The sequence below is a fragment of the Methylobacterium sp. J-030 genome (genome assembly GCF_022829545.1).
GTDB lineage: Bacteria > Pseudomonadota > Alphaproteobacteria > Rhizobiales > Beijerinckiaceae > Methylobacterium.
Genome location: NZ_JAKSYM010000402.1, coordinates 12,715 through 25,219 on the forward strand (window position 1 = coordinate 12,715; position 12,505 = coordinate 25,219).

Genomic DNA, 12,505 nt, shown 5'->3' on the forward strand with positions numbered 1-12,505 from the left:
CCCAGAACATGTCTGACCTCTCCCTCAACGGCATCCCGGTCATCGACACCTTCGCGGAGGCGTTCGACGTCGCCGGCACCGCCATCGTCGTCACGAACGACACCGCCAAGTGGGCGATGATCGCCGCGACCACCATGACGGGGTTCGCCACCTCGGTGATCGGCTGCGGCGCCGAGGCCGGGATCGACGCCGAGCTGTCGCCCGAGGAGACTCCGGACGGCCGCCCGGGCGTTCGGATCCTCCTGTTCGGCTTCGAGCCGAACGGCCTCAAGGAGCAGCTGATCAAGCGGGTCGGCCAGTGCATCCTCACCTGCCCGGGCACCGCCTGCTACGCGGGTGTCGAGGGGCCGACCAAGATCAAGCTCGGCGGCGCGATCCGCTATTTCGGCGACGGTTTCGCCGTGGCCAAGCGCCTGCCCGACGCCTCCGGCAAGGCGCGGCGCTACTGGCGCATTCCGGTGATGGACGGCGAGTTCCTGTGTGAGGATTCGGTCCGGGCGGTCGACGGCGCGGTCGGCGGCGGCAACCTGCTGTTCCTCGGCCGGACCCATGCCGAGACGCTGAAGGTCGCCGAGGCCGCCGTGGAGGCCGCCAGGGCGGTGCCGGGCGCGATCCTGCCCTTCCCGGGCGGCATCGTCCGCTCCGGCTCGAAGGTCGGCGGGCGGACCAAGGGCATGATGGCTTCGACCAACGACGCCTACTGCCCGACGCTCAAGGGGCGCGCCGGCTCGGCGCTGCCGGCGGAATGCGGGGTGGTGCTGGAGATCGTGATCGACGCCCTGACCTCGCAGGGCGTATCCGACTCGATGCGCGCCGGCTTGCACGCGGCCACCGAAATCGGTGGGCGGCACGGGCTGATCGCCGTGACGGCCGGGAATTACGGCGGCAATCTCGGCCGCCATCACTACCATCTGCGCGACCTGATCGCGCGCGACGAATCCAAGCCGGAGGGCTGAGCCGTGAGCACCCTCACCCTGCGCGCGGCCCCGCCCGAGCGGCTGGATTTCTTGAACATCACCCCCTTGGCGCTGAAGGGCCTTTCTCCGGGCGAGGCCGAGCGCCTGGAGGTCGGCACGACCCGGACGGGCGTGCGCCTCGGCGACTGTTTTTCCGTGTCCCTCGACGGGTCCGACACGCTGACCATCGAGGGCGGCCACGAGCGCCTGGATCGGGTCGGCGCGTCCCTGTCGGAGGGCACGATCCGGGTGACCGGCGATGTCGGCCAGCGCCTCGGTGCCGGCATGGCGGGCGGCGTCTTGACGGTCACCGGCAATGCCGGACCCTACGCGGCCTCCGGCGCCACCGGCGGCACGATCACGATCGCGGGCGATGCCGGCGATCATGCCGGCGGCGCGGTCTACGCCGCCAAGGTGGGGCTCGACGGGGCGACGCTGATCATCCGCGGCACGGCGGGCGCCCATCTCGGCGACCGGATGCGGCGCGGGACGATCCTGGCCGGCCGCGCGGGGGCCTTCGCGGGCGCGCGCATGATCGCCGGCACCCTGGCGGCCCTCGCGGTCGGCGATCATCCGGGCCTCGGCATGCGGCGCGGGACGCTGCTTCTCGGCGCGCATGGCCGGATGGCCGAGACCTTCGTGGAGACTGGTGCACACGATCTCGTGTTCCTGCGGCTACTGGCCAAGGCCCTGCGCGGCCTCAGCCCGGAGCATGCCGACCTCCTTGCCAAGCCCCTGCGCCGCTACTCGGGCGACCTCGCCACCATCGCCAAGGGCGAGATCTGGGTCGCGGCCTGACGCCGCCTGGGCAAGGGGCGTGGACGCGTCCTATGCTCCCGATCAAGCCGGCCCGCATGAGGCCGGTAGCCCGGGAACGCGCCCATGCTGCTCTTGCTGTCGGTCTGCCTCGTCGCCCAGCCCTCGACCTGCCGCGAGGACCGGATCGAGATGTCCTTCCAGGCGTCGAGCCCCTTCGTCTGCCTGCGCAATTCCCAGAGCGCGCTGGCGACGTGGCAGGCCTCCCATCCCGAATGGCACGTCGAGCGCTGGCGCTGTGCCGCCAAGGGCAGCCTGCCGAAGGATCTGTGACTGCGCCTTGGTTGTTCGGGCGCGAAGTGCCATGCTGAGCCCCGCATCGAGGGCGGCACCATGCGCTCGCTGAAGACCCGCTTCGCGCTGCTCCTGGGCGGCACCGCCATCGTGGTGATGCTCGCCGCCGTTGCCGCATTGGCGGCGATCGGCGCCGCGGAGCGGACGGTCGATCGGACGCTGGCAGCCCAACGACGCCTGGAACTGCTCGCCGAGCTGTCCGGCCGCCTCACGCAGTTCGGCCTCGCGGCCGTGGAGACGGTGGGCAATCCGGACGGCCAGCCCGAGGCGATGGCGATCGCCCGCGACAACGCCGACCGCGCTTTGACGACCGTCGACGAGGCTCTCGCCAGGAGTTTTCCGCCGAGCGACGATCCGGCCGACCGGATGCAGTACGCCGCGCGGACGCGCCCGATGGCACAACTGCGCGCAGCCCGCGCCGTCCTCGACCGGCAGGTATCGCTGATCAGCCGCCAGTCCGACTCCGAGAAGCGCCAGGATTCGATCAAGGGCGCGCTCAATGGCTTCGGCGCCATGACGGGCCAGCCGCTCTCGTTCCTGATCGAGGCCGAGCGGCGCAGCATGGCGCTCGGCTCCGAGCAGGCCCGGGCCCTCTCGGAGCGCCTGCGTTGGGCCGCCGCCGCGGCGGTGACCGCGGCCCTGGTTCTGCTGGCGATCCTGTATCGCGGCGGCACTCGGCCGACGCTGGCGCGCATCGAGGAGGTGCGCCGCGCGGCGAGCGCCATCGGCCACGGCGCCCTCGACACGCGCCTCTCCGTGGCCACCCGGGACGAGCTCGGCCTGCTCATGACCAACGTCAACCGTATGGCCGCCCGCCTCGCCCGCCGGGAATCGCGGGTCGCGGCCGACCGGGCGGCGCTGGAGGATACCGTCGCGACCCGGACGGCGGATCTGCGCGCTGCCAACGTCCGCCTCGAATCGGCGGACCAGTCGCGGCGGCGCTTCTTCGCCGATGTCAGCCACGAGCTGCGCACGCCGCTCACCGTGATTCTGGGCGAGTGCGACCTCGCCCTGCGCGGCGCATCCCGCGGCGGCGATCCCGGGCCGATCTTTGCGACGATCCGGAAGCGGGCGCAGCGGCTGAAGCTGCGCGTCGAGGACCTGCTCAGGGTCGCCCGGTCGGAGACCGGCGAGATCGCGTTCGACAAGCGCCCGCTCGGACTCGCCCTGGTCTTGTCGGAGGCGGTGGACAACATGGCCTCGGAGGCCGCCCGCCGCCGGGTCGCCCTCACCCTCGATCCGGGCAGCCAGGACGTGGAATGTGTCGCCGACCGCGAGTGGATCCGGCAGACCGTCGAGAGCCTCGTGGACAACGCCCTGCGCCACGCCACCGGTCTCACCCGGGTGGAGGTCGCGCTGTCGGCCGTCCCCGGCCCCGCAGGTCGGATCACCGTGACGGATGACGGGCCGGGCTTCACCGCCTCCGAGGCCGCGCTGTTCGAGCGCTTCAAGCGGGGTCCGGGTCCCGACGAGACCGGGTTCGGCATCGGCCTCGCCCTGGCGCGCTGGATCGTCGAGCAGCACGGCGGCACCATCTGCCTGGGTGCCGGACCGGAGGGGCGCGGCGCGCGCGTCAGCCTGGACATTCCGGCCCTCGATCCGGCATGGGTTGCGGGCACGGCCGGCGACGCGGCCGGCGCCGCACAGGTGAGGGAGCCGGCCGCATGACGCGGATCCTGATCGTCGAGGACGATATCGACATCCGCGGCCTCCTGGCCCGCGGCCTGGAGGCGGAGGGGTTCGAGGTCGGCACCGCGGCCTGCGTGGACGAAGCCTTGAAGGCGGCGCATGATCCCGCGCCCGGCGCCGTGCTGCTCGACATCAACCTGCCGGACGGGTCCGGCCACGATGTCTGCCGGTCCCTGCGGGAGGGCGGGTTCCCCGGCGCGATCCTGTTCCTCTCGGCGCGCGACGAGATCCGCGACCGGGCCGAGGGTCTGGCGCTCGGCGCCGACGACTACATCGTCAAGCCGTTCGAATTCGACGAACTGGTCGCGCGCCTGCGCACGCACCTGATGCGGCGGGAGCAGGCCGAGGCGCCGCGTTCGCGGATCACCGTGGGTCGGCTGATCCTCGATCTCGACACCCGACAGGCGAGCTGCGGCGAGGCCAGCGCCCGACTCACCCCCCGCGAAGCCGATCTGCTGTCCATGCTGATGGAGAGCATCGGCAAGCCGGTCTCCCGCGCCGACATCTTCGACCGGCTCTGGGCCAGCCAGGGCGGCCTCTCGCTCAACGTAGTCGACGTTTATATCGGCTATCTGCGCTCCAAGATGGCCGATTTCGTCCGCTACGGCGGCCCGGCCCTGACGACGGTGCGCGGCAAGGGCTTTATGCTGGAGTTGCGCGGCCCGGATTTTCGGCAGTGAGACGCTGTACTTAAGTCTAGGTGCTGACGTTTCCCGTTGGTTTCCGGATGTTTAGGAAGTGTCTCACGAAAAATTTGGGAGGATCCGGCAACTTAATGCTTGAAGCGCGCCCCTGAATCGTCGATACCGGTTCCGCGCTTAAAAACGAGAGCGCCATCAGTGTCTTAGGGTCTTCTTAAGATCCGCGTGACGCTCGGTGAGGATACCGCCAAGGAGAAACACCATGAAGTGGGCTGCCCCCATCGTGTCCGAGATCTGCGTCGGCATGGAAGTGACGAGCTACGAGTCGGCCGAGATCGACACCTTCAACTGAGTTTCACGGGCCGGGGATCTCGGGAGCCGCACCATGCGCGTCGTGATCCTCGGTTCCGCGGCCGGCGGCGGTCTTCCCCAGTGGAACTGCCGCTGCCCGATCTGCACGCTGGCGCGGTCCGAGCCGGACCGGGTGCAGCCCCGGACCCAGTCGAGCATCGCGGTTTCCGCTGACGGGTCGGATTGGCTGCTGATCAACGCCTCGCCGGATATACGGCAACAGCTTTTCGAAAATCGCACGATGCACCCGCGCGAGCGCCTGCGCCACTCGCCGATCCGCGCCGTGCTCCTGACCAACGGCGACGTCGATCATGTCGCGGGCCTCCTGACCCTGCGCGAGGGTCAACCCTACACGCTCTACAGCACGCGCGGCATCCTCGACTCGGTGAACGCCAACCGCGTGTTCGACGTGATGGCCGAGGGGGTCGTGGCTCGGGAGGCGATCGGGATGGACGCGCCGTTCGAGCCGTTGCCCGGCCTGTCGGTCACGCTCTTCCCCGTTCCCGGCAAGGTGCCGCTCTGGCTGGAGGACGAGACCATGGAGATCGGCGCCGAGACCGAGACCACGGTCGGCGCCTTGATCGAGGCCGGCGGTCGGCGCCTTGCCTATATCCCTGGCTGCGCCCGGGTAACGGATGGGTTGCGGGCGCGCATCGCCGGCGTGGACGCACTGCTGTTCGACGGCACCGTCCTGCACGATGACGACATGATACGCGCTGGCGTCGGGACGAAGACCGGCTGGCGCATGGGCCACGTGCCGATGCGCGGCGAGAACGGTTCTATCGACGCGCTGGCTGCGACCGAGATCGGGCGGCGGATCTTTGTGCACATCAACAACACCAACCCAGTGCTGATCGAGGGATCGCCGGAACGCGGGGATGTCGAGGCGGCTGGGTGGACGGTGGCGCATGACGGCCTGAGCCTGTCGCTTTAACAAGGTAAGTGTCCAACCCATCCACCTCATCCTGAGGTGACCGCGTCAGCGGGCCTCGACGGAGGCCTCCAGGGATCGCGCGGCTGGCTGGAGGGCTCCTTCGAGGCTTCCGCTGCGCTCCAGGACCTCAGGATGAGGGTGTGACTTGGAGACACCGGCGAAGTCGACGGTTGGGCCAATCGGTCGTCGGCACTATATCGTCCCTGAGTTCAGGAACACGCCCCGTTGCCGGGGGCGGGACGACACAGGAAACGCGACCCGAGGACGGACGCCGGACACGCCATGAACGCAGTCTTCCCGACCCCCGATACCGCCGAGAGCCAGCGTCTCCTGAGCCCCGAGGAGTTGGAGGCGGCGCTGCGCGACATCGGCGCGCGCCGCTATCACAACCTGCATCCGTTCCACCGGCTGCTGCATGACGGCAAGCTGTCGAAGGATCAGGTCCGGGCCTGGGCGCTGAACCGCTACTACTATCAGGCGATGATCCCGGTGAAGGACTCTGCCGTCCTCGCCCGGATGACCGACGCGTCTTTGCGGCGGATCTGGCGTCAGCGCATCGTCGATCACGACGGCGACCACGAGGGCGATGGCGGCATCGAGCGCTGGCTGAAGCTCGCCGAGGGCGTCGGCTTCGACCGGGATTACGTTCTCTCGACCCGCGGCATCCTCTCGGCGACCAAGTTCTCGGTTGAGGCCTACGTCCACTTCGTCTCCGAGAAGACGCTTCTGGAGGCGATCGCCTCGTCGCTGACCGAAATGTTCTCGCCGACGATCATCTCCGAGCGCGTCGCCGGGATGCTGAAGAACTACGATTTCATCACCAAGGACACGCTGGCCTATTTCGACAAGCGCCTCACCCAGGCGCCGCGGGATGCCGACTTCGCCCTCGATTACGTCACGCAGCACGCGACGACGCCGGAGCTGCAGCGCCAGGCGATGGCCGCGCTGACCTTCAAGTGCAACGTCCTCTGGACGCAGCTCGACGCTCTGTACTTCGCCTATGTCGCCCCCGGGATGATCCCGCCGGATGCCTGGCGACCGGGCGAAGGCCTCGTCGCCGAGACGGCGCCGATCCAGGCAGCGGGCGCCGGCCGCAAGATGGCAGCCGACGACCGTCCCCGCCTGCCCCGCGGCGTGCGGCTGCGCAACGACGAGACCCGCGGCAAGTACGTCCTCCTCGCCCCCGAGCGCACCTTCGACCTCGACGACAACGCCGTGGCGGTGCTCAAGCTGGTCGATGGCAACCGCAGCGTGGCGGCGATCGCCGACGAGCTGGGCCAGACCTACGCGGCCGATCCCCGCGCCATCGAGGCCGACATCCTCGTGATGCTCGATGGGCTGGCCGAGAAGCGGGTCCTGGAGCGATGAACGCCGTCACGCCGAACCGGCCAGAGGCGCCGGCGCCGGTGGGTCTGCTCGCCGAGCTGACGCATCGCTGCCCGCTGCGTTGCCCCTACTGCTCGAACCCGCTGGAACTCGATCGCCGCTCCGGCGAGCTCGATACGGCGACGTGGCAGCGCGTGCTCACCGAAGCGTCGGGTCTCGGGGTGCTTCACGTCCACCTGTCCGGCGGCGAGCCGACGGCGCGCAACGATATCGTCGAGATCACCAAGACCTGCGCGGATCTCGGACTCTACTCGAACCTGATCACGTCGGGCGTCGGCGGCGCGCTGAGCAAGCTTCAGGCGCTCTACGATGTCGGGCTCGACCACGTGCAACTCTCGGTGCAGGGCGTGGACGCGCAGAACGCCGAGAGGATCGGCGGCCTGAAGAACGCGCAGCCTCAGAAATTCGAATTCGCCGCCAAGGTGGTGGAGCTCGGGCTGCCGCTGACGCTGAATTCCGTGATCCACCGCGGCAACATCCATGAGGTTTCCGGCTTCATCGACCTTGCGGTGACGATGGGCGCCAAGCGGCTCGAAGTGGCGCACACGCAGTATTACGGCTGGGCCTACGTCAATCGCGCCGCGCTCATGCCCGATAAGGCGCAGGTGGACGAGTCGATCCGGATCGTCGAGGCGGCGCGAGAGCGGCTGAAGGGCCAGCTCGTGATCGACCTCGTGGTACCGGATTACTACGCCAAATACCCGAAGGCCTGCGCGGGCGGCTGGGGCCGCAAGCTCATGAACGTCACGCCGCAGGGCAAGGTCCTGCCCTGTCACGCCGCTGAGACGATCCCGGGGCTTGAATTCTGGAACGTCAACGAGCATTCGCTCGGCGAGATCTGGCGCGATTCTCCCGCCTTCACGGCCTATCGCGGCACCGACTGGATGAAGGAGCCGTGCCGCTCCTGCGACCGGCGCGAGAAGGATTGGGGCGGCTGCCGCTGCCAGGCGCTGGCGCTCGCCGGCGACGCTGCAGCGACCGATCCCGCCTGCTCGCTGTCGCCGCTCCACGCCAAGGTGCGGGCGCTCGCCGTCGAGGAGGCGGCCGACAACCCGCCCGATTACGTCTATCGGACGATCGGCAGCAACGTCCGGTCGCCGTTCAAGGAGGAAGTCCACTCGTGAGAGTTGTTGCCACGACCGCCCTGGTGCTGGTGCTGGCCGCGTTGCCCGCCTTCGCCGAGGACGCCCCGAAACCCGCCACCGTCACTCAGGCCAACGCCGCGGCGCCGCCCTCTGCGACCGATCTGCTGTTCGATCAGCCGCAGATGAAGAACACGACGCCGGGATCGACCCTCACCTACGATTACCTGCGCCGCTCCGGCATCTCGGGCGGCCCGTTCGGGGCGCCGCTTCAGGACACGCTGACCCTGAAGGTCGAGCCGGGCAAAACCCCCGATGCCCGGGACATCAACGTCACCATGTTCTCCGGCCTGAACCGCGTGCCGGCCGGACCGTTCGAGGACATGGTGGGCAATCCGGTCGTCTCGCTCTTCCTGGAAAACCACCTGCGGGGGCTGGCCAAGGTGCTGGAGGCGAATCCTCGCTACCTGAAGCTCGCGATCCGCAAGGGTCTGCGCGATAAGGCGGTCGTGACGCCCACCAAGGTCGATGTCGGCGGCAAGGCGGTCGACGGCTGGCAGGTCGTGACCAAGCCCTTCGCGGGCGACGCGTTGGCGCAGCGCATGCGCGGCATGGACGACATGACCTATACCTTCGTCACGGCCCCGTCGGTCCCCGGCGAGATCGTCTCGATCGAGGCGTCCTCGAAGAGCAAGGACGGCGGCGAGTTGCTGGAGGAGAAGCTGAACTATGACCAGAAGGCTGGCTAAAAGCGGCGCGCTGGCCGTCCTCGCCCTGACCCTGTCGGGGCTGGCCGGCTGGGCGGCCGAGGAGAACGATTATCCGACCGATGCCCGTGTCGATTACGTGTTCGGCTGCATGGCGGCCAACGGCCAGACCCGCGAGAGCCTGCAGAAATGCTCCTGCTCGCTGGACCAGCTCGCCGCGATCCTGCCCTACGACAAGTACGTTCAGGCGAGCACGGTCCTGTCGATGCGGCAGGGAGTCGGCAACCGCGCCAACGAGTTCAAGTCGACCAAGATCTTCGACGACAAGGTCGCAGAACTCCGTCGCGCCCAGGCCGAGGCCGAGATCCGCTGCTACCGCGGCTGAACGCATGGGGCCGGCGTTGCGCCGGCCCCGCGATTCGCGCACACCGGGCCCCGAACCGCGTACCTGAACGGGACCCGCACCGTGCCCCCCTCCTCCGGCCTGTCCGATCTGCTGCCCAACCTCGGCGGGCGCACGCTGGTGATGGGCATCCTCAACGTCACCCCCGATTCCTTCTCCGATGGCGGCCTGTTCGCCGGGGAGACCGAGGCCATCGCCCAGGCCGAGCGGCTGGTGGCGGAGGGGGCCGCGATCCTCGACATCGGCGGTGAATCCACCCGGCCCGGCCATGCCCCGGTATCGCCCGAGGAAGAACAGGCGCGCGTCCTGCCGGTGATCCGCGCCGTCGCACCGCGGCTGTCCGTGCCGATCTCCATCGACACCTACAAAGCCACCACCGCCAAGGTCGCGCTGGAGGCGGGGGCGCGGATCGTCAACGACGTCTGGGGTCTTCAGCGCGAGCCCGACATCGCCGCGGTCGCGGCCGCGCACGGGGCGCCGGTGATCGTCATGCACAACCGCGAGACGATCGAGGCCGATATCGACATCGTCGCCGACATGCTCGCCTTCTTCGAGCGCTCGCTCGGTATCGCACATCGCGCCGGCATCGACGATGCGAATATCGTGCTCGACCCCGGGGTCGGCTTCGGCAAAACCTGGGCGCAGCATCTCGAAGTCCTGCGGCGGCTGCCCGAGATCCGTGCCCTCGGCTTCCCGGTGCTGGTCGGCGTCTCCCGCAAATCGCTCCTGGGACGGCTGCATGACCGCGAGACCCGTCCGGCCGACCGCCTCACCGGTTCGCTCGCGGCCCATGCGGTCGCGGCGACGCTCGGGGCCGACATCGTGCGCGTCCACGACGTGGCGGCCCATGTCGAGGCCATGCGCGTGGTCGATGCGGTGATGCGGCTGGAGGCGCATTGACGATGGCGACCGATCTCATCCGCGTCACGCGGATCGCCGTCTTCGGCCGGCACGGCTTGCTGCCCGAGGAAGCGGTGCTCGGACAACGATTCTATATCTCGCTCGAAGCGCGGCTGGATCTCGCTGAGGCGGGGCGCTCCGACGATGTGGCCGGCACGGTGAGCTACGCGGATCTCACGCAGATCACCGTGGCGATCGCCACGGAGCGGCGCTTCAACCTGATCGAGGCGCTGGCTGAGACCATCGCGGCCGCGATCCTCGACCGTTTCGCCCGCGTGGAGGCGATCACCGTGCGGGTCGACAAGCCGAGCGCCCCGGTCCCGGCGATCCTCGATGGCGTCAGCATCGAGATCCTTCGCCGCCGCGGAACACAGGCATGAGGGCCTATCTCGGGATCGGCAGCAACATCGGCGACATGGCCGCGATGCTCGATCGCGCCGTGGAAGCCCTCACCGCGACGCCCGGAATCAGGATCCTCGACCGCTCGGCCGACTATCGAACGCCGCCTTGGGGCAAGACCGATCAGCCCTGGTTCCTCAACGGCGCGGTGGCGGTGGACACGGATCTCGATCCGCACGGGCTGCTCGATGCCTGCCTCAACGTCGAGCACGACCTCGGGCGCGTGCGCGAGGAGCGGTGGGGGCCGCGGATCATCGACATCGACGTTTTGGCCTATGAGGGCGCCGCCGTGGACGACGCGCGCCTCGTCCTGCCCCACCGCTACGTGCGCGAGCGGGCCTTCGTGCTCGTGCCGCTGGCCGAAATCGCGCCGGACCTGATCATCGGCGGTGAGCGCGTCGCGGATGCGCTGGAGCAACTCGACCGGACAGGGATCGAGCGGGCCTGAGCCCGCTCAGCGCTCGCCGGGCTGGGCCAGCTTGTTCTCTTCCTCGTCGAGCAGCGGCACGTCGTAGTCGCGCAAGACTTGGTCGATCTCAGCCTTGCGCTTGCGAAGGATTGTATTCAGCGTGCGCTTCCAGTCGTTTTCGCCGAGCCGCACGCCCATGGCGATCCGATACGCCATCGGCGGCCGCTCCGGCTCCTTGAGCAGCGGCACGACATTCATCGCCGTCCCCGACTGCTTGGCGAGCCAGCCCGCGGCCGGCCCCCACAGCACGGCCGCATCGATCTCCTTCGCGGCCAGCGCCGCGACGATCTCGGCCGCCACTGTCTGGTACTTGCGCGCCGGGTCCAGCTGGTACGGGGCGTAGGCCTTCATGCGCGACACCAAGCCGAGCTCGCCCATCCGGTTGACGGGGGGCGTGCCGGCGATGACGCCGATGCTCTTACCCTTGAGGCGCTGATCGTCGAGCCCCGTCACGCCGTCGAACTCGCCCGCCCGTGTGACCAGCGTGTAGGCGGACCGGTAATACGGATTGGTGGTCTGGACGAGGTCGCTGCCGAAGGCCTGGCCCATGATCAGGTCGCACAGGCCGGTTCCGAGCGTGTTGCGCACGAAACCGGGTCCCTGCGTCAGCCAATAATAGCGGACCTTGACCTTCAACTCGTCGGCGATGATCGCCGCGATCTTGTTCTCGAAGCCGTCCTCCTTGCGTTCGGAGAACGGCATGTTGCCCGGATCACCGCAGACGCGCAGCACGTCCGTGGTCACCGTGTCCGGCAGATGCTGGGCAAGCGCCCCCTGCGCCGTCGTCAAGGACAGGGCGCAGAGAGCGAAGATCCGGGCCAAGGACGCCATCAGAAGCCCATGCACTCCTTCTCGGCCTTCTTGGCCGCGTCGGGCTTATCTTCGTGTTCGGAGGGACGAATCCGTCCGATCGCTCCTGCGGCACGTGCCTTCAGGTAGACGTAGAGGTCGTCCGAGTAGCACATGACGTTCTTGTTGTCGCCGAAGGCTGGCATGACCTTCTGCTCGGCGGCATTCACGTCCTGCTTGCCGCCGACCAGGATGCCGATGAATTCCTCGTAGGAGAGGTGCTTCAGCGAGTCCTTCAGGGCCGGGGCGTAGGTCGAGCCCATGCCGTCGGGACCGTGGCAGACGTGGCATTCGGCGTGATAACGGCGGTAACCCGAGTAGGTGTACCAATCGAGCATCTTGCCGTCCTGGGTCACGTGGAAGGTAGGGTGACCATCGGCATCGATATACTTGCCGTCTTCGATCTTTACGGCAGCATCCCGCTTGAGCAACGTGGGATCCTGCTCTGCCGTCTTGTCGTTCGGGTTCAACGAGTCGGCGAGTTTGGGGTCGGCAGCGGGCTTGGCATCCTCAGCATGTACGGCAACCGCTGAAACGGTCGCTAGGGCGAGGGCGGCGATAACCGGCCGCGTTACGATCTTGCTGAGGTTAAGCAACGCATCTGTCTCCCTGATCCGAGGCCTTTCGTC

Annotated in this window: 16 protein-coding genes; 14 read left to right on the plus strand and 2 right to left on the minus strand. The window is 68.6% G+C overall.

Annotated elements, in window-relative coordinates:
* Positions 1-8: 8 nt before the first annotated feature.
* From fhcD to folK, 14 genes are all read left to right on the plus strand, one after another.
* The gene (fhcD, locus tag MKK75_RS32455; RefSeq protein ID WP_244046589.1) at positions 9-956 is read left to right on the plus strand and encodes a formylmethanofuran--tetrahydromethanopterin N-formyltransferase; all 948 of its coding nucleotides are present in this window, start codon (positions 9-11) and stop codon (positions 954-956) included.
* Between the two features lie 3 nt (positions 957-959).
* Entirely contained in the window at positions 960-1,754 is a 795-nt protein-coding gene (locus MKK75_RS32460; protein ID WP_244046590.1) for a formylmethanofuran dehydrogenase subunit C, read from the plus strand.
* Between the two features lie 84 nt (positions 1,755-1,838).
* A complete protein-coding gene (locus MKK75_RS32465) occupies positions 1,839-2,045 on the plus strand; it encodes a hypothetical protein (RefSeq protein ID WP_244046591.1) in 207 nt (68 codons plus the stop codon).
* 60 nt (positions 2,046-2,105) lie between these two features.
* On the plus strand, positions 2,106-3,734 hold the full coding sequence (locus MKK75_RS32470) for a sensor histidine kinase (protein ID WP_244046592.1): 1,629 nt from the start codon (positions 2,106-2,108) through the stop codon (positions 3,732-3,734).
* Complete coding sequence (locus MKK75_RS32475; RefSeq protein WP_244046593.1) at positions 3,731-4,435, plus strand: response regulator transcription factor; 705 nt, start codon at positions 3,731-3,733, stop codon at positions 4,433-4,435. The genes MKK75_RS32470 and MKK75_RS32475 overlap by 4 nt, the downstream gene beginning before the upstream one ends.
* A 223-nt stretch (positions 4,436-4,658) precedes the next feature.
* On the plus strand, positions 4,659-4,748 hold the full coding sequence (pqqA, locus tag MKK75_RS32480; protein ID WP_012317526.1) for a pyrroloquinoline quinone precursor peptide PqqA: 90 nt from the start codon (positions 4,659-4,661) through the stop codon (positions 4,746-4,748).
* Between the two features lie 33 nt (positions 4,749-4,781).
* Positions 4,782-5,681, plus strand: a complete 900-nt coding sequence (pqqB, locus tag MKK75_RS32485; RefSeq protein WP_244046594.1) for a pyrroloquinoline quinone biosynthesis protein PqqB — start codon at positions 4,782-4,784, stop codon at positions 5,679-5,681.
* A 282-nt stretch (positions 5,682-5,963) separates the two neighbouring features.
* Entirely contained in the window at positions 5,964-7,049 is a 1,086-nt protein-coding gene (pqqC, locus tag MKK75_RS32490; protein WP_244046595.1) for a pyrroloquinoline-quinone synthase PqqC, read from the plus strand.
* A complete protein-coding gene (pqqE, locus tag MKK75_RS32495) occupies positions 7,046-8,191 on the plus strand; it encodes a pyrroloquinoline quinone biosynthesis protein PqqE (protein WP_244046596.1) in 1,146 nt (381 codons plus the stop codon). Before pqqC ends, pqqE begins: the two co-directional genes overlap by 4 nt.
* Positions 8,188-8,898 (plus strand): hypothetical protein, encoded by a 711-nt coding sequence (locus MKK75_RS32500; protein WP_244046597.1) that lies wholly within the window; start codon positions 8,188-8,190, stop codon positions 8,896-8,898. The genes pqqE and MKK75_RS32500 overlap by 4 nt, the downstream gene beginning before the upstream one ends.
* Positions 8,879-9,241, plus strand: a complete 363-nt coding sequence (locus MKK75_RS32505) for a hypothetical protein (protein ID WP_244046598.1) — start codon at positions 8,879-8,881, stop codon at positions 9,239-9,241. The genes MKK75_RS32500 and MKK75_RS32505 overlap by 20 nt, the downstream gene beginning before the upstream one ends.
* 81 nt (positions 9,242-9,322) lie before the next feature.
* On the plus strand, positions 9,323-10,159 hold the full coding sequence (gene folP / locus MKK75_RS32510) for a dihydropteroate synthase (RefSeq protein WP_244046599.1): 837 nt from the start codon (positions 9,323-9,325) through the stop codon (positions 10,157-10,159).
* Positions 10,160-10,161: 2 nt separating this feature from the next.
* A complete protein-coding gene (gene folB, locus MKK75_RS32515) occupies positions 10,162-10,539 on the plus strand; it encodes a dihydroneopterin aldolase (protein WP_244046600.1) in 378 nt (125 codons plus the stop codon).
* Entirely contained in the window at positions 10,536-11,006 is a 471-nt protein-coding gene (gene folK / locus MKK75_RS32520; protein ID WP_244046601.1) for a 2-amino-4-hydroxy-6-hydroxymethyldihydropteridine diphosphokinase, read from the plus strand. Before folB ends, folK begins: the two co-directional genes overlap by 4 nt.
* A gap of 6 nt (positions 11,007-11,012) precedes the next feature.
* On the opposite strand, the gene xoxJ is transcribed toward folK, so the two are convergent.
* Positions 11,013-11,858, minus strand: a complete 846-nt coding sequence (gene xoxJ / locus MKK75_RS32525; protein WP_244046602.1) for a rare earth element methanol dehydrogenase accessory protein XoxJ — start codon at positions 11,856-11,858, stop codon at positions 11,013-11,015.
* Complete coding sequence (locus MKK75_RS32530; RefSeq protein WP_244046603.1) at positions 11,858-12,472, minus strand: c-type cytochrome, methanol metabolism-related; 615 nt, start codon at positions 12,470-12,472, stop codon at positions 11,858-11,860. Before MKK75_RS32530 ends, xoxJ begins: the two co-directional genes overlap by 1 nt.
* Positions 12,473-12,505 lie beyond the last annotated feature (33 nt).

Coding starts and splice junctions, on each gene's coding strand:
- MKK75_RS32470 (WP_244046592.1), top strand. CDS start 2,106: ATGCGCTCGCTGAAGACCCGCTTCGCGCTGCTCCTGGGCGGCACCGCC.
- pqqC (WP_244046595.1), top strand. CDS start 5,964: ATGAACGCAGTCTTCCCGACCCCCGATACCGCCGAGAGCCAGCGTCTC.
- pqqA (WP_012317526.1), top strand. CDS start 4,659: ATGAAGTGGGCTGCCCCCATCGTGTCCGAGATCTGCGTCGGCATGGAA.
- MKK75_RS32475 (WP_244046593.1), top strand. CDS start 3,731: ATGACGCGGATCCTGATCGTCGAGGACGATATCGACATCCGCGGCCTC.
- MKK75_RS32505 (WP_244046598.1), top strand. CDS start 8,879: ATGACCAGAAGGCTGGCTAAAAGCGGCGCGCTGGCCGTCCTCGCCCTG.
- folK (WP_244046601.1), top strand. CDS start 10,536: ATGAGGGCCTATCTCGGGATCGGCAGCAACATCGGCGACATGGCCGCG.
- MKK75_RS32465 (WP_244046591.1), top strand. CDS start 1,839: ATGCTGCTCTTGCTGTCGGTCTGCCTCGTCGCCCAGCCCTCGACCTGC.
- xoxJ (WP_244046602.1), bottom strand. CDS start 11,858: ATGGCGTCCTTGGCCCGGATCTTCGCTCTCTGCGCCCTGTCCTTGACG.
- folB (WP_244046600.1), top strand. CDS start 10,162: ATGGCGACCGATCTCATCCGCGTCACGCGGATCGCCGTCTTCGGCCGG.
- pqqE (WP_244046596.1), top strand. CDS start 7,046: ATGAACGCCGTCACGCCGAACCGGCCAGAGGCGCCGGCGCCGGTGGGT.
- pqqB (WP_244046594.1), top strand. CDS start 4,782: ATGCGCGTCGTGATCCTCGGTTCCGCGGCCGGCGGCGGTCTTCCCCAG.
- fhcD (WP_244046589.1), top strand. CDS start 9: ATGTCTGACCTCTCCCTCAACGGCATCCCGGTCATCGACACCTTCGCG.